At 42.6% G+C, this 21,295-nt stretch carries 17 protein-coding genes; 10 read left to right on the top strand and 7 right to left on the bottom strand.

Translation table 11 applies throughout. The annotated features are described in order from the left end of the window. Positions 1–82: 82 nt before the first annotated feature. Positions 83–1,588, top strand: coding sequence for a 4-alpha-glucanotransferase (gene malQ / locus V7K73_RS02555; RefSeq protein WP_334876818.1), 1,506 nt, complete (start codon positions 83–85; stop codon positions 1,586–1,588). Positions 1,589–1,868: 280 nt separating this feature from the next. Here the strand turns inward: malQ and V7K73_RS02550 are convergent, their stop codons facing one another. Both V7K73_RS02550 and V7K73_RS02545 read right to left on the bottom strand, forming a co-directional pair. Beyond that, complete coding sequence (locus tag V7K73_RS02550) at positions 1,869–2,687, bottom strand: helix-turn-helix domain-containing protein (protein ID WP_334876817.1); 819 nt, start codon at positions 2,685–2,687, stop codon at positions 1,869–1,871. A 29-nt stretch (positions 2,688–2,716) separates the two neighbouring features. Beyond that, on the bottom strand, positions 2,717–3,475 hold the full coding sequence (locus tag V7K73_RS02545) for a pseudouridine synthase (RefSeq protein WP_334876815.1): 759 nt from the start codon (positions 3,473–3,475) through the stop codon (positions 2,717–2,719). A 133-nt stretch (positions 3,476–3,608) separates the two neighbouring features. Here V7K73_RS02545 and V7K73_RS02540 point away from each other — a divergent pair, with 133 nt between their 5' ends. Then, positions 3,609–4,322 carry an LmeA family phospholipid-binding protein gene (locus tag V7K73_RS02540; RefSeq protein WP_334876813.1) on the top strand — a complete coding sequence of 238 codons (714 nt, stop codon included), beginning with the start codon at positions 3,609–3,611 and terminating at the stop codon, positions 4,320–4,322. Positions 4,323–4,660: 338 nt separating this feature from the next. Here the strand turns inward: V7K73_RS02540 and V7K73_RS02535 are convergent, their stop codons facing one another. Together V7K73_RS02535 and cbiT are read right to left on the bottom strand one after the other, a co-directional pair. Further along, positions 4,661–5,542, bottom strand: a complete 882-nt coding sequence (locus V7K73_RS02535; RefSeq protein WP_334876811.1) for a phosphatidate cytidylyltransferase — start codon at positions 5,540–5,542, stop codon at positions 4,661–4,663. Positions 5,543–5,691: 149 nt separating this feature from the next. Further along, the gene (gene cbiT / locus V7K73_RS02530) at positions 5,692–6,294 is read right to left on the bottom strand and encodes a precorrin-6Y C5,15-methyltransferase subunit CbiT (protein ID WP_334876809.1); all 603 of its coding nucleotides are present in this window, start codon (positions 6,292–6,294) and stop codon (positions 5,692–5,694) included. Positions 6,295–6,388: 94 nt separating this feature from the next. Here cbiT and V7K73_RS02525 point away from each other — a divergent pair, with 94 nt between their 5' ends. Continuing rightward, positions 6,389–7,789, top strand: coding sequence for a serine/threonine protein kinase (locus V7K73_RS02525; protein WP_334876807.1), 1,401 nt, complete (start codon positions 6,389–6,391; stop codon positions 7,787–7,789). A 694-nt stretch (positions 7,790–8,483) separates the two neighbouring features. Here V7K73_RS02525 and V7K73_RS02520 read toward each other — a convergent pair. Beyond that, positions 8,484–9,539 (bottom strand): NAD(P)-dependent alcohol dehydrogenase, encoded by a 1,056-nt coding sequence (locus tag V7K73_RS02520; protein WP_334876806.1) that lies wholly within the window; start codon positions 9,537–9,539, stop codon positions 8,484–8,486. A 580-nt stretch (positions 9,540–10,119) separates the two neighbouring features. Here V7K73_RS02520 and tatA point away from each other — a divergent pair. Beyond that, positions 10,120–10,293, top strand: a complete 174-nt coding sequence (gene tatA, locus V7K73_RS02515; protein ID WP_190894808.1) for a twin-arginine translocase TatA/TatE family subunit — start codon at positions 10,120–10,122, stop codon at positions 10,291–10,293. 70 nt (positions 10,294–10,363) lie between these two features. Here tatA and cphA read toward each other — a convergent pair whose 3' ends face one another. Continuing rightward, positions 10,364–13,069, bottom strand: a complete 2,706-nt coding sequence (gene cphA / locus V7K73_RS02510; protein ID WP_334876904.1) for a cyanophycin synthetase — start codon at positions 13,067–13,069, stop codon at positions 10,364–10,366. Positions 13,070–13,488: 419 nt separating this feature from the next. After that, positions 13,489–14,352, bottom strand: a complete 864-nt coding sequence (locus tag V7K73_RS02505) for a cyanophycinase (RefSeq protein ID WP_334876805.1) — start codon at positions 14,350–14,352, stop codon at positions 13,489–13,491. A gap of 540 nt (positions 14,353–14,892) precedes the next feature. Between V7K73_RS02505 and trmD the strand changes: the two genes are divergently transcribed. The 6 genes from trmD (at position 14,893) to V7K73_RS02475 (ending at position 21,256) form a co-directional block, all read left to right on the top strand. Further along, a complete protein-coding gene (gene trmD, locus V7K73_RS02500; RefSeq protein ID WP_334876804.1) occupies positions 14,893–15,624 on the top strand; it encodes a tRNA (guanosine(37)-N1)-methyltransferase TrmD in 732 nt (243 codons plus the stop codon). A gap of 66 nt (positions 15,625–15,690) precedes the next feature. Next, entirely contained in the window at positions 15,691–16,176 is a 486-nt protein-coding gene (gene ispF / locus V7K73_RS02495; RefSeq protein ID WP_334876802.1) for a 2-C-methyl-D-erythritol 2,4-cyclodiphosphate synthase, read from the top strand. Positions 16,177–16,230: 54 nt separating this feature from the next. Then, the gene (locus tag V7K73_RS02490) at positions 16,231–16,743 is read left to right on the top strand and encodes a hypothetical protein (RefSeq protein ID WP_334876800.1); all 513 of its coding nucleotides are present in this window, start codon (positions 16,231–16,233) and stop codon (positions 16,741–16,743) included. Positions 16,744–16,752: 9 nt separating this feature from the next. Further along, complete coding sequence (locus tag V7K73_RS02485) at positions 16,753–17,352, top strand: PIN domain-containing protein (RefSeq protein WP_334876799.1); 600 nt, start codon at positions 16,753–16,755, stop codon at positions 17,350–17,352. A gap of 24 nt (positions 17,353–17,376) precedes the next feature. Continuing rightward, positions 17,377–19,182, top strand: coding sequence for an ABC transporter substrate-binding protein (locus tag V7K73_RS02480; protein WP_334876797.1), 1,806 nt, complete (start codon positions 17,377–17,379; stop codon positions 19,180–19,182). Positions 19,183–19,438: 256 nt separating this feature from the next. Beyond that, entirely contained in the window at positions 19,439–21,256 is a 1,818-nt protein-coding gene (locus V7K73_RS02475) for an ABC transporter substrate-binding protein (protein ID WP_334876795.1), read from the top strand. The last annotated feature ends 39 nt before the right edge of the window (positions 21,257–21,295 follow it).

Raw genomic sequence — 21,295 nt, 5'->3', positions numbered from 1 at the left:
GATGCGATTGGCTTTGCTACTGCCCCTTGGGCGATCGCAGTGTCCATCAGATAATTGCTCCCTCTCATAATTCAGGTTAAATATGCCTTTTCCTAGATCCAGTGGTATTTTGTTGCATCCTACCTCCTTTCCCAGCCGATTTGGCGTTGGAGATTTAGGCTTAGAAGCCTATCGCTTCATCGATTTTCTTAATGATACTCATCAACAATATTGGCAAGTTCTACCCTTGGGCCCCACTGGATACGGTAATTCCCCCTATATGTGCTACTCGGCAATGGCGGGAAATCCCTTGCTGGTTAGTCCAGAAAAACTGCGAGATGAGGGTTTGCTAAGTGAAGAAGACTTTGCTTTACCAGGATTTCCGGTAGAAAAGGTAGACTTCGACCAGGTTGTGCCGATTAAGATTGGGCTACTCAAAAAAGCCTGTGAAAACTTTAAACTGAATGCTACGGACATCCAAAAAAACGAGTTTGCAGGTTTTTGCGACAGTAAAGCCTATTGGCTAGATAATTACGCCTTATTTATGGCGCTGAAAGATGCCCACGAAAATGCAAGCTGGAATACATGGGAGCCAAAATTTGTCAAGCGCGAACCCGAAGCATTAGCTCAGGTAAAAGATCGGCTCAATGGCGAGATTTTTTATTACAAGTTCGTCCAATTTGAGTTTTTTCGGCAGTGGTCAGAGGTGAAAAGCTACGCCAATATGCGCGGCATTGACATTATTGGCGATATCCCCATCTACGTAGCTCATGATAGTGCCGACGTGTGGGCGCATCCCGACATCTTTTGTTTAGACGAAGAGACAGGAGTTGCTGCCCAAATGGCAGGAGTTCCACCAGATTATTTTAGCGCCACCGGTCAATTGTGGGGCAACCCGGTTTATAACTGGGAGGAATTGCAAAAACAAGACTTTAAATGGTGGGTACAGCGTTTTGAGGCAATGCTGGATTATGTAGATATAATTCGCATTGACCACTTCCGGGGCTTCGAGGCTTATTGGTCAGTACCCAAAGGCGAAGAAACTGCCATGAATGGCAAATGGGTAGAAGCGCCTGGTGATGCTTTTTTTGAAGCCATTAGGCATAAGTTGGGCAAGCTACCCGTCTTGGCGGAAGATTTGGGAGTAATAACACCAGAGGTAGAAGCGCTGCGAGATAAGTATGAATTTCCTGGGATGAAGGTTTTGCAGTTTGCCTTTGGTTCCGATCCCGGTAATCCATTCTTACCATTCAATTACCCGCGCAATGCTGTAGTTTATACCGGTACTCACGATAACGACACAACTGTAGGCTGGTTTAATTCAGCCAACGACAACGAAAAGCAAAACCTATTGCTTTATTTAGGTTCTATCAGTCCTGAAGGCATCCATTGGGATTTAATTCGCCTAGCTTTGAGTTCCATAGCTAACCAAGCGATTATTCCCTTGCAAGATGTTTTGGGATTAGGAAACGAAGCGCGGATGAATTTTCCTAGTCTTGCTGAGGGTAACTGGGAGTGGCGCTATCAAGCAGGAGCTTTGACACAAGAATTAGGCGATCGCTTGAAAGTTCTTACCAGACTCAATGGACGCGCCCCGGAAGGGCAGTGAAGCAGTTCTTGCTGGGGGTAAGGGGCAGGGCTGTTTCATTCCCTAAATAGCTAGAAGAATCAAGGTTTCTAGCGATTAAAAATTGATTATTTTGTTACTAACGTGCCGATAAAATGAACAATTTTACTGTTGTTTAAGTGCTTAAAAGTTCATCTCATCGTCACCCTCACTTACAATTTTTCTCGCTAACCATCTTCACAAATCCTGTTTGAAATGGAATGAAACAGCCCTGGGGGTTGGGGGGAGTCAATGCCTCCTCATCCCCCTCATCCCCCTCATCTCAAAACTTAGGTTTTGCAGCAATCCTAACTTCTTCCTCTTTCCCTGGTTCTCCCATTTCCTTGGCTTTCTCTTGATTGACGCTCATTAACACGCCACCAGCATTGTCAGTTTTCACTGTGAGTTGCTCTTGGGCTTTCCAAATCCGGTGAGTTCCCTGTGGGAGAGTACCCTCAAACTCGGTTTTGCCATCGGCTACTACGCGAATCCAAGATGATGCTTTTAAAGTGACACCAATCTGTACAGCCTTTCCATGTTGGACGGCGCTAAGGGTATCGTTAACTGATTGAACCTCCACTGACTCTTTTATTTGGGCTATTTGTGGTTTAACAATGGACTTGTGTTTTGGAGATGGCTGATTTTGACTATTACTTGTACTTGCTTGTAATACTGCGTTATTTAATAACTGAGATAAGCCATTTACCGAGCATACAATTAGCAATATGTAAAGAAAGTAAAGATGAATCGGACGTAGTTGATCGAGGGGGGAATTATTCCCTGTACCTTGAGGGTTCACTTGTGCAGAACTAATCGGAAAAGTGCCAGAAAATTCTACTCCATTCAAGCCTAGTGCATCGGCAAATTGCCTGATTAAACCCTGTATATAAACTGGTTCTGGCAGATCGTTTAAATTACCTTCTTCGATCGCCTGCAATAATCGCCGGGGAATCCTAGTTAATGCAACCATTTGCTCTAGGGATAATCCCTGTTCTTGACGCAATGCCCAAAGTTGAGCGCCCATTTCTGCCAACTTTTCGGTTCGTTCTTGCTCTAATGAAAGTGATGGCTGCAAATTATTTTTCTTTCTTAGCCATTTCATGTCTACTGACACTCCTTAACTCCACAGAATCAATAATTAGGTTGGGTTATCTGATCTTGCAAAAAGTGAATTTCATGGTCTTTGAGGGAACGATATTTACCCTCTGACAAAAAAGGTTCTTTTGGAGTTTGTAATTGAATTGAACCGATAGCAGTCCGATGCAGCTTGATTACTGGGTATCCTAACTGTTGAGCTATCCGGCGAATTTGGCGATTTCTTCCCTCCTGCAAGACTATTTCTAAAAAGCTTTGTTCGGCACGATGTTCTATTAGATGTACCTTAGCGGGTCTGGTTTTTCTACCCTCTAACATCACACCCTGACGCCACATTTTCAATACTGCTTCTGGAGGGTGTCCTTCTACCAAAACACGATATGTTTTGGTAATACTGTGGCGAGGATGGGTTAGTCCAAATGTCAGATTTCCGTCATTGGTCAAGATTAATGCTCCTGTAGAATCTGCATCTAAACGCCCAACTGGGTGAATACCTGTACCCTCCCGTAATTCTTTCGGTAGTAGATCCAATACTGTTGGCCTGCGCTGAGGGTCGTAGCAAGTAGAAACCACACCCCTTGGTTTGTGCAGCAATAAATATATTAAAGCCGGACGCTGCTTTTTAGATACAGGCTTACCATCAATTGCGATCGCATCTTTTTCGGGATCAACCTTTTGACCTAAATGTGCCAACACCCCATTGATCTGCACCCGTGAGTGCCTAATCATTTCTTCGGCTTCACGACGTGAGGCGATACCCCATTGAGCGATAATTTTTTGTAACCGTGCCTCCATGTGAAATTGCTTATTTCCTGTTAACAATTAAATGATATTTGCATTTTGTAGTGAGTAGGCATAAATGTTACATTTAAGACTTATTTAATTTCTGTTCGGTTGTTAAGCAAATATTCATAAACAGATTGGTTAGATGTCAGAGCAAAATTTCCAAACAACAAATACAAATAAAATCCGCATAATTACGCAAGTACTCACAACAGCCCTAAAGCTCTGGTTGAGATCGCAAGTCAGCCAAATATCGGAATTAGAAGTGGAGATTAAAGCGAGCGATCGCCAAATTCTCTCTGGACGTATCCCGTCGGTATCTATTTTTGCTACTGATGCAATTTATCAAGGTCTCCTAATTACACAAATTAAATTAATAGCGGAAAATATTCGGATAAACATCGGCTCGGTACTCAAGGGAAAACCGCTACGAATGTTAGAAACAGTACCAGTGGTTGGCGATTTGATCGTAGACGAGAAGGATCTGAATGCTTCTCTCTCATCTGACTTATTATCGACTGCTTTGAGCGATCTATTGGTTAAGGTTTTACCAACACATTGCCCAAAGTCACAACCAATAAATTGGCAAGAAATTATCCTTGACAACAACCAAATTATACTGCGAGGTCTGAGAGTAACCAATACTGAAACTACACCTCTAGAGATTTGTCTAAGCTTACAGTTACTCAGTGGACATGAGTTGCAGTTGGCACATATAAAAATCTTGCCGGATCAGGGGGAGATATTAGAGGACAATCATGAGTACAATTTCGATCTTGGCTCAGATGTCGATATCCAAGAACTAACGCTGATCCCAGGCAAGTTAGTGTGTCGTGGGCGGATTAACGTTAACCCTTGATGATTAATTAAAAAATGCTAATACATTATTTTAAATGATATAGGACTTACGCAAAATGACCAAAAAACGAACCGCAGAGGACGCAGAGAACACAGAGGAATAAGAGTTTGAGAGAGTTTTTGCGTAAGTTCTGTGATATAGCGCCTCTCAGGGGGACAATCCCCCGCTTGGTTGCGATCGCGCCTGAGAATAAAATTCCTCTTGCTTATAGCTTAAGTCCTCTCAAGAGGACTAAACAAGAATTTTAGTCCACTTTAAGTGGACTTTCGCTATAAGCCCGGAACTTAAGTTCTGGGCGGTATCTGGCTCAAGACAATACTTACTTTTACTGAAAACCGCTACAGTAGCGGCAACAGTAGTGTCACAAAATAATATACCAAAGGAGCAGTGAAAATATAACTATCAGTACGGTCTAAAATACCACCGTGACCGGGGATTAACTGCCCAGAATCTTTGACTCCAGCATCTCGCTTTAGCATAGACTCGGTAAGATCCCCCAAAAGGCTAGCAATCCCAATCAGTAAACCCAATGCTAAACCAGTGAAAGGGGATCTGGGCAAATGTAGATAATAGGCTCCTGCGATCGCTACAGCAATACTTGAAGTAATGCCAAAGACGGCACCTTCGACAGTTTTTTTCGGGCTAATATCAGACAGACGGGTTTTCCCAAAGAATTTGCCAATAGTGTAAGCGCCGATATCGGCCGCCCAAATACACAAAAAAGTTAGCAGTGTTGTTGTAAAACCTTGTGGTAAAGAACCGGAATTTGCCTTTTCCCAGAAATCTGTCCAGGTTGTGGGCCAATAACCTCCGAAAGGAAGATTGCTAAAAGCAGCAGTATCAATTGCTCGTAAGCGCACCCAGTAACTCGGCAAATAACCTACGTAAAATAGCCCCATAATAGAAGCGGAAACATCAGCGATCGTGGCAAATTTGGGCTGAAACAGCAGGTAAAAACAAATAAGTGTGCCAGCAATTGGCATTACAGCGTCAGCTAAACTGCCATCAAGGGTACAAATTACCAGCAAAAGTTGACTAGCCAACATTGTGGTTTTAGCGGCGGGAGCGATACCTCTGGTTCGCACCAAATTAAAATATTCCTGTTGACCCAAAAAGATGATAACCGCAAAAATGATGGTAAAGTACCAACCCCCCAAAAGGGTTGCAGAAAGAGCAAGAGCGATCGCAACAATTCCACTAATAATCCGAGACCAAGGCATAAAAGTATTTTGGATTTTGGATTTTGGATTTTGGATTAGAGATTAGGTATTCGAGATTAGGGATTGGTAATTGTGGCTTGGTTTCTGATGACATATCACCTAAATCCCCGATCTAAAATCTAAAATCTAAAATCTAAAATCTTTTGGATTTAGTCTAGTTTCTCACCACTGAGGATAAAAATGGGATCAACGGCGGTAAAGGTTTGAGAAAAGCCACGCGTCTCTAAGCGGTTAACCGCGGACTGGACGACTTCGATATTTCTAGCTCTTAACAGAGAAAAGCTTTGGGAAATAGCATACAGACTTTCTAGATTAGCAGCTGTGGCTACAACCCGACCGGATGGGGGCAAATAATGCCATGCTGCTTGCAGAATTTCTTGAATGGGGCGTCCTCCCTCAATACAAACGCGGTGAGGTGTAACCTTGAGGTTATGTAAACACTCTGGGGCGCTACCTTCAATTACTTCGACGTTTTTCACATCAAAGCGATCGCAGTTACGCTTGATCAGATTAGCTACTTCTTCATCCCTTTCGATAGCGATAATCTTTCCGCCTGGACACAATAGCCCCACCTCTACCGGAATTGTACCCGTCCCTGCGCCAATATCCCACAACACAGAATCTGATTTTAGTCGCAGTTGGGCAATTAACAGCAGTCGGACTTCTCGCTGACTCAGGGGAATTCCTGGCAAATGTTCAAACAATTCATCGGGAATACCTGGGGTAATATAAGGCCAAAGTTGGGAGGGCATAGAACTACGCAATTATACTAAAGATATCGATTTGCAAAATTGAAAAGCTATAAGCTCTAAAAACTTTTCAACCGTAGCATTAGAAGAAACCATAATGATTGGCGAAATACTAGGCGATCGCTACAAAGTTCAGCAGCTACTAGGAAAAAAAGCAGGGCGGCGGACTTTTTTAGCTGCTGATTTGCAAACTCAGGAATTAGTTGTCATTAAGTTACTCTCTTTTGGTGGCGACTTTGAATGGGATGATTTAAAGCTGTTTGAGCGGGAAGCTGAAACTTTAAAATCTTTGTCACATCCCTTAATTCCTGAGTATTTAAACTATTTTGAGGTAAATTTACCAACCATCAAAGGATTTGCGCTGGTACAAACTTATATAAAAGCAAAAACTTTAGAGCAACACTTACAAAGTGGGCGAACTTTTACAGAACCTGAAGTCAAACAGATAGCCAAAGCGCTTTTAGAGATTCTTATTTACCTACATGAGCTACATCCGCCTGTAATTCACCGTGATATTAAGCCTAGCAATATTTTATTGGGAGAGCGTTCTGGTAATAGTGTCGGTCAAGTTTATTTGGTAGATTTTGGCTCAGTTCAGACAGTCCTCGCCACCGAAACCGGGACAAGAACTGTGGTAGGAACTTATGGCTATATGCCACCAGAGCAATTTGGCGGACGTACTGTTGCAGCATCTGATCTTTATAGTTTAGGCGCAACCTTAATTTATTTAATGACGGGTAATCACCCAGCCGATTTACCGCAAAAGGATTTTCGCATTCAGTTTGAACAAGCGGCTAAAGTTAGTCCCAGCTTTAGCAATTGGCTAAAGTGGATGATTGAACCCAGTTTAGAAGGACGTTTTAGTTTTGCGGATCAAGCGATCGCAGCTTTAGACAAACCACAAGCGACATTACCTGCTTTAGTTATTCGCAAACCAGATGGGAGCAAAATTCAACTAACCAAAAATTGGGATTCTCTAGAAATTATCATTCCACCAGCTGGTTTCCATCCATCAATAGTATTCACAGGTTTATTTGCGATCGCCTGGAATTCATTTATCCTACTTTGGACAATTAGCATAGTCTGGGCGTCTTTTCCTGTCAACATCCCCTTTGCCTTGTTCTCACTTCCTTTTTGGAGTGCTGGCTTTATGATGATGTATAAATTTATCTTTAATTTATTTGGACGCATCTGCTTACGCCTGAATGCAGAACAAATTGCCCTAAGCTGGGAGTTGTTTAGTTGGAAGTTTGAGCGTCCCCGGCCATCCCCAAGGCAAAGTATTAATAAGTTGGTTTACATTCCAAAACACTTTACTAAAGGCTCTAAAGACACTAGAGTTGCCGTTCCAGCACAATTATATATTTGCTCAGGATTACAAAAATATCAGATTAGTGGAAACGATATCGGTATTAAATCCGAAGTAGAACTTGAATGGTTAGCTCATGAATTAAGTGAGTGGTTAGGTTTGCCAATTACCAATCCAATGGGAAGTTAGTTGAGCTAATCATTGACCAAATAACGACTGTAAGGGACTTCCAAGAAATAAATTACTCAAATAAACGAACCACAGAGGCACAGAGAACACAGAGGAATGAGGAGAAGAAAGTTTTTTGGGTATTTTTTTATTTGGAAGTCCCTAAGCTAAAAAACATCTAATTTGCATAATGCAATTAAATCAGGACTTACGCTTTCACTGCCTTGAAAGCGTAAGTCCTGATTTCCCGTAGGGGCAATTCATGAATTGCCCCTACACTTGGCGATATAATGTTGTACCGCATCTGAATCGGAACCGCTATAATTCTAATTCTTAATAAAAAAGTCTGAGCGCCCAAAACCAACGCTCAGACTTTTTTATTCGTTTTTCTTACACCCTAAACAAAGGCAAGGGAGCATCCCGTCAGGTGAAAAAACCTTGATAGCCCTCATCCCCTAACCCCTTCTCCCATATTTGGGATTCGGGGAACTAGAATTATGCCTCCCTTCTCCCATATTTGGGATTCGGGGAACTAGAATTATGCCTCCCCTCTCCCATATTTGGGATTCGGGGAACTAGAATTATGCCTCCCCTCTCCCACCTGAAGGGAGAGGGGCTGGGGGTGAGGGAAAAGATTTAAGCTCTCATTGGGATGCTCCCAAAGACAAAGAATTCAGGACTTTCTATGAAAAGCGACAATGGCATTTTTTTACTGTCATTCTTCCTTGAGCGATGCCATATCAATCACAAAGCGATACTTCACATCACTTTTTAGCATCCGTTCGTATGCTTCGTTAATCTTCTGAATCGGGATAAGTTCGATGTCACTGACGATATTGTGTTCAGCGCAGAAGTCGAGCATTTCTTGTGTTTCTTGAATCCCGCCGATCAGCGAACCGGCAATTACTCGGCGCTTAAAAATCAAGTTACCGATGTTGGGTGATGGGTGCGGATTTTCCGGTACACCTAGCAAGCACATCGTACCACCACGCTTAAGCAACTCAGTGTATGCGTCCAGATTGTGCGATACCGAAACCGTGTTGAGAATGAAGTCGAAGCTGTTGATATGCTTGTTCATCTCATCGCTGTTTTTTGAAATAACAACCTCATCCGCTCCGAGCCGCTTTGCATCTTCGGTCTTCCCTGACGACGTTGTGAACAGCACAGTGTAAGCACCAAAAGCGTGGGCAAATTTTAGCCCCATGTGTCCCAACCCACCAAGCCCGACGATACCCACCTTATCGCCTTTGCCAACTTTCCAGTAGCGCAAAGGCGAGTATGTCGTGATCCCCGCGCATACTAGGGGTGCAACGCCAGCCAGATCCAGCTTTTCCGAAACCCGTAGGACGTAATTTTCATCCACGACTATCTGGTTTGAATAACCCCCATAAGTCGTTTTCCCTGTCTGCTTCTCTGGGCTGTTGTAGGTGAAGATAATTTCGTTATCACAGTACTGCTCAAAACTCTCACGACAGTTTGGACAGGTGCGACAAGAATCGACCATACAACCAACGCCCGCAACCTCACCTACCTTGAACTTGGAAACCTGCTCACCAATCTTCACTACACGACCAACGATTTCATGTCCAGGTACGACAGGGTAAACCGTGTTTTTCCACTCATTAGCGACTGTATGCAGATCCGAGTGACACACGCCACAGTAAAGGATCTCAATTTGTACGTCGTGCGCCCCTAGCGATCGCCGCTCGAAATTGAACAAGCCCAGTGGTGTAGTTGCACTTTCGGCTGCGTATCCAAGACTCTTAATCACAGATGATCTCCTTTTTGCTAAGTTGTTTCATGGGTTTTATGAACCTTATTCAAAGTTTTCTGACTCAGTTCCTCGAAACTGCTCATATACTTCGCAATTAACAGACCAAGTTTGTTCCTACTCAGCATTAAATGCTAGGACAGGGGAGTAGCCCTCCTCTGCCCAGATTCGTCTCGATATTTCCCGAACAATGTCCGTGATGATTTCGCCTTTGATAGCTGCATGAAATGAGTATAAAGATATCAGGCTACTCTGAGTCAACCATCATAAGTATGAGGGAGTCGGGGGAGCAGGGGAAGAAAATATCTACTAGTGGTCTGTCCGATTAATTTTGCGAGGCTGCGATATCCCCGACAACTTCTACGAAGTCGGGGATCTGAACACCACGAACCTCTCAAAACTTTTGGGACAGACCACTAGTCCTGTTGGATGGAGGAATTGAGTAATTTAATTTTTGGAGTTCCCTAAAGCGCTTATGGTATGTTTCTGTAAGAGGATAGAGCGCTTATCAATGGCGAACTCATCGGATTTGAGCCATCAATGTTTATATTTAATTACAGATGCCTTAGAGGAAATTTATATGTTTGGACTGGGATGGCCAGAAATAGCTGTAATTACCATAGTCGCTGTTTTAATTTTTGGGCCAAAAAAAATTCCCGAACTGGGAACCGCACTGGGCAAAACCCTACGAGGGTTTAAGGAGGAGATGAAAACTCCCAGTGACGAAACCAATTCGGAACAAGAAAAACAATAATTAAAGTAGTCAGAATACGAAAGAACAGGAGGAGGCTGTGCGTTGGGGAGCCAGCACGGTTTTTTCCTGACTACAGCAGGGTATTAACAACAGAAGAAGGTGCTATTCCATTTTGGGAATCGATGAGAGTTGTACCGGGATTTTGTTGGTGTGTCTCTTCCTTGGCTAAACCACGCAGCTTAATTAACTTAATAGCTCGTGTAACGCTTTCTGGTAAAATTACCACCAGACTGTTATTAGGAGCCATGTCTAAGCCTTTATTTATCGCTTGGGTTTCATCCAGAATTGATTCATAGCGGCTATCAGGCTTAACTTCGGTGATGCCTTGAATAATTAATTGGGCGGCTGAACCCCGTAGGCGTCCCCGTGTGTCATCGTCTTCTTTGACGATGATGTAGTCAAAAATTTGTGCTGCTAATTTGCCCAAAGTAACAAAGTCTTCGTCGCGGCGATCGCCTGGCCCACCAATTACGCCAATCCGTTGCCCTGTAGTCCAATTTTGCACAAAGGAACCTACAGCTTCGTAACTGGCTGGGTTGTGGGCATAATCTACTAAAGCGTGGTAGTTGCCTAAATTAAATAAATTCATCCGTCCTGGCGTTTGACTAACTGAAGCCCGGAAGGTCTTCAAACCACCACGAATCTGCTCAATTGTGACGTTCTGCACGAATGCTGCCAAACTTGCTGCTAAAGCGTTGGCAATCATAAACGGCGCCCGCCCGCCCATTGTTAAAGGTATATTTTCTGCTCTTTCTATGCGGTGTGTCCAATCACCTTTAACAATTGACAAATAGCCATTTTCATATACTGCTGCGACTCCACCCTTTTGGATGTGCTTTCGCACCAATTCCGAGTCGGGGTTCATGGTGAAGTAAGCAATATTAGCTTTAGTTTTTTCTGACATGGCAGCGACGCGGCGATCGTCGGCGTTAAGTACCGCGTAGCCATCAGGGAATACAGCTTCCGCTACTACACTCTTGAGGTTAGCTAACTGCTCAATGGTATCTATATCGCCGATTCCTAAGTGGTCTGCGGCTACATTTAATACTACTCCTACATTTGCGGCTTCAAAGCCCAATCCAGAGCGGAGAATGCCACCACGAGCCGTTTCTAATACCGCTACTTCTACTGTGGGATCTTGGAGGATGAGGTGGGCGCTTTGGGGGCCTGTGTTATCGCCAGCTTCTACTAAGTAATCACCGATATATGTTCCATCGGTAGTAGTATAACCCACTACTTTTCCAGTCTGTTTATAAATATGTGCTAGTAGTCGGGTTGTAGTAGTTTTGCCGTTAGTACCAGTAATACTAAGGATGGGAATTTGGCCAGATTGCTCGTTGGGAAACAGCATATCCATCACTGCGCCAGCAACGTTGCGGGGGATGCCTACACTTGGGGCAACGTGCATTCGGAAGCCAGGAGCGGCGTTAACTTCGACAATTACGCCATCAACTTCCCGCAGAGGACGGCTAATATCCGTGGTAACGATATCGAGTCCGGCGATATCCAAACCGATAATTTTGACTACTCGTTCTGCTAACCAACGGTTTTCGGGGTGAATTTCATCGGTACGGTCTACGGCGCTACCACCTGTACTTAAGTTTGCCGTTGCTCTGAGATAACAGATAGTGCCTTTGGGTGGCACACTATTTAGGGTATAGCCTTGCCTTTCTAAGAGTTGGTAGCTGGTGCGGTCTAGTTCAATCTTGGTTAGGACGTTATCATGTCCTTCGCCGCGATTTGGGTCAAGGTTTGTTTCCTCAATCAGTTCGGCGATAGTCGATCTGCCATTGCCAATTACATGAGCCGGAACGCGTTCGGCTACTGCTACTACTTTGCCATTTACCACTAGTACCCTGTGGTCGCGTCCTACATAATATCTTTCGACAATAATTGACCGAGAAACCTGTCTAGCAGCTTCGTATCCGGCTTCAGCTTCTTCCCAAGTTCTAATATCAATGGTGATCCCGCGTCCATGATTGCCATCCAGGGGCTTGATGACGATGGGATAGCCGCCAACCAATTCAAGGGCTTGTTCCAAATCGTCTAAGAAGTTAATCACTGTACCTCTTGGTACTGGCGCACCAGCGGCCGCGAGGATGCGTTTAGTGGCTTCTTTATCGCAGGCTAGTTCTACACCCAAAATGCTGGTGTTGTCCGTCATTGTGGCCTGCATCCGCTTCTGATTTACGCCGTAGCCCAGTTGAATCAAAAAGCGGGCTTCCAGAGACATCCAGGGAATACCTTTTTTTTCTGCTTCTTTGATAATCGCTTCAGTGGAGGGACCCAAGGAAGCATCACGGGTGAAGTCTTTCAGGTCTTGGATATCTTGCTCTAGTTCTGCTTTGGGATAGCGGCCTCGATCAACGATACTCTGGCACAGCCGGACTGCGGCTCGTCCAGCGTAGCGTCCCGCTTCCTCATTCTGATACTCGATTACTACTTGATAAATTCCGGGTGTGGCAGTTTCGCGGGTGCGACCAAAGCCAACATGCATACCTGCTAATTCCTGGAGTTCTAGGGCTACGTGTTCTACGATATGACCAATCATGGTGCCTTCTTTGACTCGCATCAGAAAACCACCACGACAGCCAGGAGAACAATAATGACCCTCCAGACTTGGCAACGCCTCAACTAGTCCTTCATAAAAGCCAGGGATTTCATTCGAGGGCGTCTCGGCAAGGTTTTCTAAATCGAGGCGCATGACGATCAGCTTGTGGCGTCGAATGCTCCAATAGTTTGGGCCGCGTAAGGTCTGGATCTTGAGGATTCTCATGGGAATAGGTAGATGGAGATTCGGAACCAAAATTCTAGTTTCTTACTGGAATTGACCGCTAAACTGTTCTTTGCAAACAGTTTTTTCTTTTTACATAGTATTCTCATCATTTTTCTACAACAAGAAATAAATGTGCGGTCAACTGATTTTGGATTTTAAATTTATGATTTTGGATTAAAACAGACAATTAGGGTACTTTGCTCTCTTATTTAAATTTCCGATCGCAAAGTCTTAATGAGTCCTTGAGGTTTTTAGATTTGTTTGTCCCACTTTTTGGCGGCATTGGCCAAAAAGCTCTTTTAATCTAAAATCCGTCTTGAAAAGTTTGCTAGGTGGGGAAACCCTCCTTACAACTTTTTGCAAAATCCAAAATCTAAAATTTGTGGCCAACTCAGTGTAACCTCAGATACTTTATCCCGTCAGCTGGAGAGCCGGTGTACAGCAGGCAATACAGTGCGCTGGTACAAGTGGAAGCGATCGCCGTAGCTAAGAATATGGAGACGTAAATTATGCACGGTTAATGGTTCATTAGCACCGACATGGGGTTCGTTGGTGTGGGTGGCTTCCGTGGGATCAACAATGGTGACACTGCCTTTGCCCATAACTTGTAACCAACCATCACGTTCAAACACTGCACAAGTATCTTCGTCAATGCCAATACCTAAGCGATCGGGGTGGGCTGCGATCGCACTAATCAGCCGTCCCATGCGATTCCGGTTGTGAAAGTGTTGGTCAACGATTACTTCAGGAATAAACCCTAAACCCGTCGCCATATCAACTAGGGAACGATTTGGCGACTCTCCACTACCGCCGCCAGCAATCATGTGATGCCCCATCACTGCCGCTCCTGCACTCGTGCCTGCTAAGGTAAGTTGCCCCGCCCTCACCCGCTGGCGAATAATTTCCATTGCTGGCGTATCTGCCAATACACCACAGAGACGCAGCTGGTCGCCTCCTGTCAAAAATACCCCACTACAGGCTTCTAACGATGCTTTAATCTGGGAGGACTCACACTGTTCCCGTTCGCGGATGTCTAAAATCTCTACCTTCTGAGCACCCATTTCTTCAAAAATGCGAATATACCTACCAGCGATGATGGCGGGTTCGCGGGAGGCAGATGGAATAATTGTAATATAAGCCTTACTAGCACCGGCGCGTCCAAAAAAAGTTCGTAGGATTTCGCGCCCATGAACTTTATCCTCTGCACCTCCGATAACTAGAACGGCGGTTTTTGTTGCTTGGGGTGTCCTCATTTCTAGCGATTTAGCTTCTAATTGCGGCATTGTGTTTCTCCTGTCAACAACTTCAGGTGAATTTAACAAGGTTCAGTTGCAGCCATGATTTTTGCGCTTTGCAACTTTCGAGAGGACACTTTTTGGAAGTTTGGAACTGGATCAGGCACTCTCCAAATTTTCGCTTAACGCTCGCGTTGCTTCAGTCTAAACGTCTTCGTCCCCATTCCTCAAACCCAGCGCCTTGTTTTTCACCTGTCCACTTACAGCAGGGCAAAATAGTCTTTATCGGGCTAAATTCCCGCTTTGGGCTTGAGGACGAGCAGTTAAGACTACGCTTTTTTCTGAGGCTGGCTCGATGCATCCTGGAAGTTGTTAACTTGATAAGATTATTAATTTAAATGTAGTTGTGACAACATTTAAACATAAATTAAGTAATTAGAAAAACTTTTAATCCCATCTAAAATCCAAGAGGTCTGGTAGTTTTAGATACTATTGATAAAGTTTAACTGGAGTTTGACCCGAATGGAGGCTTGTTGATGTTTCCTAGACATTCAAATTTAAGATTAGTGTCCTTGAATACGAATAACTGTGCGCTTTGATATAGTTACGCTTTTTCCTGACTGTTTTAACTCGGTTCTCAATTCTGGTTTGCTAGGTAAAGCCTTAGCCAAACAGATTGCCGAAGTGCATCTGGTTAACCCACGGGACTTTACCACTGACAAGCACCGAAAGGTGGATGATGAACCTTATGGTGGCGGCGTGGGGATGCTAATGAAGCCAGAACCAATTTTTAACGCTGTGGAGTCGCTGCCAACTCTACCCCGAAGAGAAATAATTTTGATGAGTCCACAGGGTCAAACAATTAATCAACCTCTTTTGAAAGAATTGGTGACAAATTACGACCAGTTAGTAGTTATTTGTGGGCATTACGAAGGAGTGGACGAGAGGGTGCTACATTTGGTAACTCGTGAAGTATCTTTAGGGGATTTTATTCTGACTGGCGGAGAAATTCCAGCAATGGCTTTAATTAATGGCGTAGTGCGGCTGCTCCCAGGAACCGTAGCCAAAACGGAGTCCCTCACCGCAGAAAGTTTTGAGGAAGGGTTATTAGACTATCCCCAATATACTCGTCCTGCCAATTTTCGCGGCTTAAAAGTGCCTGATGTCTTACTCAGTGGGAATCACGCCGCGATCGCTCGCTGGCGTTACGAACAACAAATTGAAAAAACCCGCGATCGTCGCCCCGATCTCCTGGAGAAATTGGAGCAGGGGGTAGGGGAGCAGGGGGAGCAGGAAAGAATAATAATTCCTAACTCCTAACTCCTAACTCCTAACTCCTAACTCCTACCTCCTACCTCCTACCTCCTACCTCCTAACTCTTAACTCATGACAAAAATTCGTATTGGTAACGGCTACGATATTCATCAACTGGTGAGCGATCGCGCTTTGATTTTAGGTGGAATTCAAATTCCTCATGAATTGGGTTTATTGGGACACAGTGACGCTGATGTGCTAACACACGCGATTATGGATGCCATGCTTGGGGCATTATCTTTGGGGGATATTGGTCATTATTTTCCACCTAGCGATCGCAAATGGGCGGGAGCAGATAGTTTAGTACTATTAAATCAAGTACATAAACTGATTCGGAATCAAGGTTGGCAAATCGGAAATATTGACTCGGTGGTAGTAGCAGAACGTCCGAAATTAAAACCGCATATTCACAATATGCGCGACAAACTAGCGGCTGTTTTAGAATTAGAACCAAATCAAATTGGTATCAAAGCTACTACTAACGAAAAATTAGGCCCAGTTGGCCGCGAAGAAGGTATATGTGCTTATGCTGTGGTTTTAATAGTGGCTTTAGAGTAACTTTTATTTGGAAACATCGATAAAAATATCGAAGACTCACGAGGATTGAAATCAATGATTTATAGCAACCAACAAACCCTAACTTGGTGGGAACTTAGAGCCTTACAAGCTACAAACATAGAAGATATAGACTTTCCCGATCTAGTTGCTTTAGACAAAGATGAGCAAATTATTCTCATAGCTGAAGTCAAAGGTTTACCATTCAATTTTCAAGATACACAAGCCAAAAAATATGCTATTTTACGGCTGATTGATTACTTGCAAACTGCAAAGATAGTGATTCCCTTTGCTATGCTTGTTGATGTAAATAAAATTCTGATTGTTCAATGGGATGGCAATAATTTATCAGAGCCGATTATCAGTCTTAATACTGCTGATGTGCTTAGTCATTACGAGCCAAAATTCCGCGACAAAAGGATATTTAGTCTTTACCTTAAAGGTCTTACAGAAGCTTGGCTACGTGACTTGGCCTATCATTGGAAATCTGCAATACCACCTTTGGCAAAGGAAATGACAGAAATTGGTTTATTGCAACTAATAGAAGACGGAACAACTCAACTTTATTAATGATTAGCAGTGATAATTTACGTTGAAACTAATTTCTTGATGAGTATTGCTAAAGGGCAAGATTCACAAGCACAAGAATTAATGCAAAATACACCCTCTTCTTTACGTATCGTAGTGCCAAGTATTTGTTTTGTAGAATCATTGACAACATTGGAACAAGAAGAAAAATATAATCTAGATTTCCTCCAAAAATTAGATATACAAATTAATCAAGCAGAGCGAGATAATTCAGATAATGCACGATTACTGTTGTTTCGCCTAGAGCAATCAATAACAAGCTTTCTTGAACGAAATAACGAAGTTAAAGAACGTTTTGATGTAGCTTTTAATCAGCTTATCAGCAAATCAGAAATGATTACATTAAATACGGGTATTTTTCAAGGAACGTTAAATAGAGAAATTTTTGATAAGCACATTATAGATAGAATAATCTTGGAGTGTATAATTTTTCATGCTGGGTTACATCCCAATGAGAATAAATTATTTTTAAGTAGCAATTCTAAAGAATTTGGTAGACGTGAAGTTATAGAGCTTTTACGAGATCGTAGGATTCAATATTTCAATAAAACTCAAAATTTACTTGGTTGGCTAGAATCTCAAGCAAATTAATTACATTACTCACATATTGAAATTATGGAACTTTTTAGAAAAATATTTCTGGCAATTAAACATTTTTTCTTACCAATAATTCTGGCTTTGACAACAGCAATTACAATTACCGCGTGCAATCCAGCGAACTTTAAAACCGCAGCTTCACAAGTTCCCCAGTTGGTGGTTTCTACTACCACTGACCCTAAGACTTTTAACTTAGCCCTCATCCAAGAATCGCCTAATATTTCTGGTTTCACTTATGAAGCATTAGCCGCTCAAAACGGAATAACTAAGGAAATTGAGCCAGCTTTAGCTGAATCTTGGGAACTTTCCCCAGATAAACTGCGGTTTGTCTTTACCTTGCGAGAAGGATTGAAATGGTCGGATGGTCAGCCATTAACAGCCGATGATGTCGTTTTCTCTTTTAATGACATCTACATGAACAAGCGCATTCCCACTTATACCCAAGATGCTCTCAAAATTGGTATCAGTAAGGCTTTTCTCAAAGTCCGCAAAATCGACGATCGCCGGGTAGAATTTATTCTACCAGAACCGTTTTCGCCTTTCTTGCGATCGATTGCAGCAGGGGTAGGAATATTACCAGAACACGCCCTGCGTGCAGCAGTGGAAACCAAAAACTCTGACGGTAAGCCAGTGTTTATGTCTACTTGGGGAACCGACACAGACCCGAAAAAAATTATTGTTAATGGCCCTTACGCAATCGAGAGTTATTCAACCAATCAACGCGTAACATTTCGGCGCAATCCCTACTACTGGCGTCAAAAAGATGCACAAGGAAAACAACTGCCATATATTGAGCGTATAATTTGGCAAATTGTGGAATCGCCTGATACAGCTTTGCTGCAATTTCGTTCTGGAGGGTTAGATTTACTAGAAATTGGCCCTGGAAATTTTCAATTACTCAAGCGTCAAGAAAAGCAGGGGAACTTTACTATTAAAAATGCTGGGCCTGACTCTGGGACAAGTTTTATAACTTTCAATCTTAACAAAGGTAGTCGCAACGGTAAGCCTGTTGTAGATCCCATTAAGTCGCGCTTTTTTAACAACGTTGCTTTTAGACAGGCTGTCGCCTACGCAATTGATCGCCAAACGATGATCAACAACACTTTGCGGGGATTGGGTGAACCGCAAGACTCTCCGATTTCTGTTCCCAGTCCTTATTATTTGTCTCCAAAAGAAGGTTTAAAAACATATAACTACAATCCAGAAAAAGCTAAACAACTTTTGCTAGGAGCAGGATTCAAATACGATGATAAAGGTCAACTTTTGGACGCGGATGGTAATCGAGTTCGCTTTACAATGATGGCTGTTGCTGGTAATAGACCGACAATCACACCAAAAATTCAACAGGATCTCGGCAAGATAGGAATTAAAGTTGATTTACAATTTCTTGACTTTAGTATTATTGGAGAAAAAATCTCTAACACCTTAGATTGGGAATGTTGGTATGGATCTATCACAGGTGGTATTGAGCCGCAAGATGGTTTCAATGTTTGGTCTGTAGAAGGTAACTTTCATGTATTTAATCAAAAAGCTCAAGCCGGACAATCTGCAACCGTAGGCTGGAAAGCTACCGATTGGGAGCAGAAAATTGAAGACCTCTACATTCAAGGAGCAAGAGAGTTTGATGAAACAAAACGCAAAGCTATCTATGGAGAAACACAACAACTTTCACAAGAGTATCTGCCTTTTATTCACCTATTCAATTCTCTAGCTTTAGTAGCCGTGCGTAATACCATTGAGAACGTAAAATACTCCGCGATAGCTAGTTATAATTGGAATATTTATGAACTAAAAGTAGTAGAAGATAAAAAAGCTAGTCATTAGTCATTAGTCATTAAGTAGGTAGACGTAATTAAACATAAGAAAAACCTCACCCTCAATCCCTCTGCTTAGTAAGGAGAGGAAAGCCGGAGGCAGGGTGAGGTTTTATATTTAATTTGACCCACTACTTAGTCATTAGTCAGGAGTCAGGAATTATTATTCTCCCCCTGCTTCCTCATCCACCCACTCCCCACTTACCTTTATGCAGTCAAGGCTGAATAGGAGGTGTATTATGCAAACAGTTTAGTCTTTCAGTTTTATGATTTTTGCCCTTTTGGCTACCCGCCGCCGTGGGTTTGCGGTTTTAGCAATATTCGGTCTATTCTTGATTTGTCAGATAGCTCTTATAAGTTGTAACCCAATTAATTTTAAGAGTAAGGCAGCACAAGTATCGCAATGGGTTACAAGCACTATCGGCGATCCGAAAACTTTTAACTACGCCTTCAATCAAGAATATCCTCATGTTTTTTTGTTTACGACTGAAGGACTAACTACCCTGAATGGAATTACAGGCAAAATTGAGCCAGCTTTAGCTGAATCGTGGGATATTTCTAACGATAAAAAGCGAGTCGCTTTTACTTTGCGAGAAAATTTGAAATGGTCAGATGGCGAACCACTTACCGTAGATGATGTCATCTTCACTTATGAGGATGTGATTTTCAATCCAAAGATTCCTACCGATTGGAAAGATGGTCTTAAAATTGGTTCTAGTGGTAGTTTTCCTAAGATCAGAAAAATAGGTGATCGCCAAATTGAATTTATTCTACCTGAACCTTTTGCTCCTTTCCTTTCCACCACAACCGGAGCATCAACAAATTCAGTTGGAATTTTGCCAAAACATGCTTTATCTGAATCATTAAAATCTAAAGATGCTAAAGGTAATCCCAAATTTTTATCTACTTGGGGAACGGATACACAACCCAATAAAATTATTGTCAACGGTGCTTATAAAATAGAAAATTATACTCCCAGTCAACGTGTGGTATTTCGGCGCAATCCTTATTACTGGCGTAAAGATAACCAAGGTAACCAGTTACCTTATGTTGAACGTATTGTTTGGCAAATTGTTGAATCTACAGATACAATAATTCTTCAGTTTCGCTCTGGAGGATTAGATACAGTTACTGTTTCTCCTGAAAACTTTTCACTACTTAAGCGCGAAGAAAAGCGGGGAAAGTTTACTATCTACAATGGCGGACCGGAATTCACTAATACTTATATTTCATTTAATCTCAACAAAGGTCGGCGGCAAAACGGACAGCCTCTAATTGACCCAATTAAATCACATTGGTTTAATACCCTTGCTTTTAGACAAGCAGTTGCCCATGCAATCGACCGTCAAACAATGCTAAATAACGTTTTTCGGGGAATTGGTGTGTTGCAAAATTCGCCGATAGAAATTCAAAGCCCTTACTACTTTCCTCCAGAAAAAGGTCTTAAAGTTTATGAATATAATCAAGAAAAAGCTAAAAAACTACTATTAAATGCAGGTTTTAAATACAATGCCAATAAACAATTACTAGATGCTGATGGTAATCGGGTACGCTTCAGTTTATTAACGAATGCTGAGAATAAAACTCGTGTATTAATGGGAGCGCAAATTAAGCAAGATTTAAGTAAAATTGGTATCCAAGTTGATTTTAATGCAATTGCTTTCAATACCCTTACAGACAAGCTTTCTAATTCTCTCGATTGGGAATGTTATATGCTAGGCTTTGTTGGAGGGATTGAACCAAATGACGGGGCTAATGTTTGGTTACCATCAGGTGGACTACACACTTTCAATCAGAAACTTCAAGCAGGACAAGAAGCACTTATTGGTTGGCAAGTTGCAGATTGGGAGGCAGAAATTGGTCGTCTTTACATTCAAGCAGCACGAGAGTTAGACGAAGGAAAGCGCAAAGAGATTTACGCCGAAACGCAACGCCTCTCTCAAGAATATTTGCCTTACATTTATTTAGTGAATCCTTTGTCTTTGGTTGCAGTGCGCGATCGCATCCAAAACGTCAAATTTTCTGCACTTGGTTCTCAAAGAGGAACGTTATGGAACAAATATGAACTAAAAGTAACACAATAGAGTTTAAAGTATTAAAATCTCCGCCCTTAGTGGCACGTT

The organism is Nostoc sp. (genome assembly GCF_036916975.1).
In the GTDB taxonomy this organism is placed as follows: Bacteria; Cyanobacteriota; Cyanobacteriia; order Cyanobacteriales; family Nostocaceae; genus Nostoc.
This window is presented reverse-complemented; position numbering and strand designations above follow the sequence as displayed.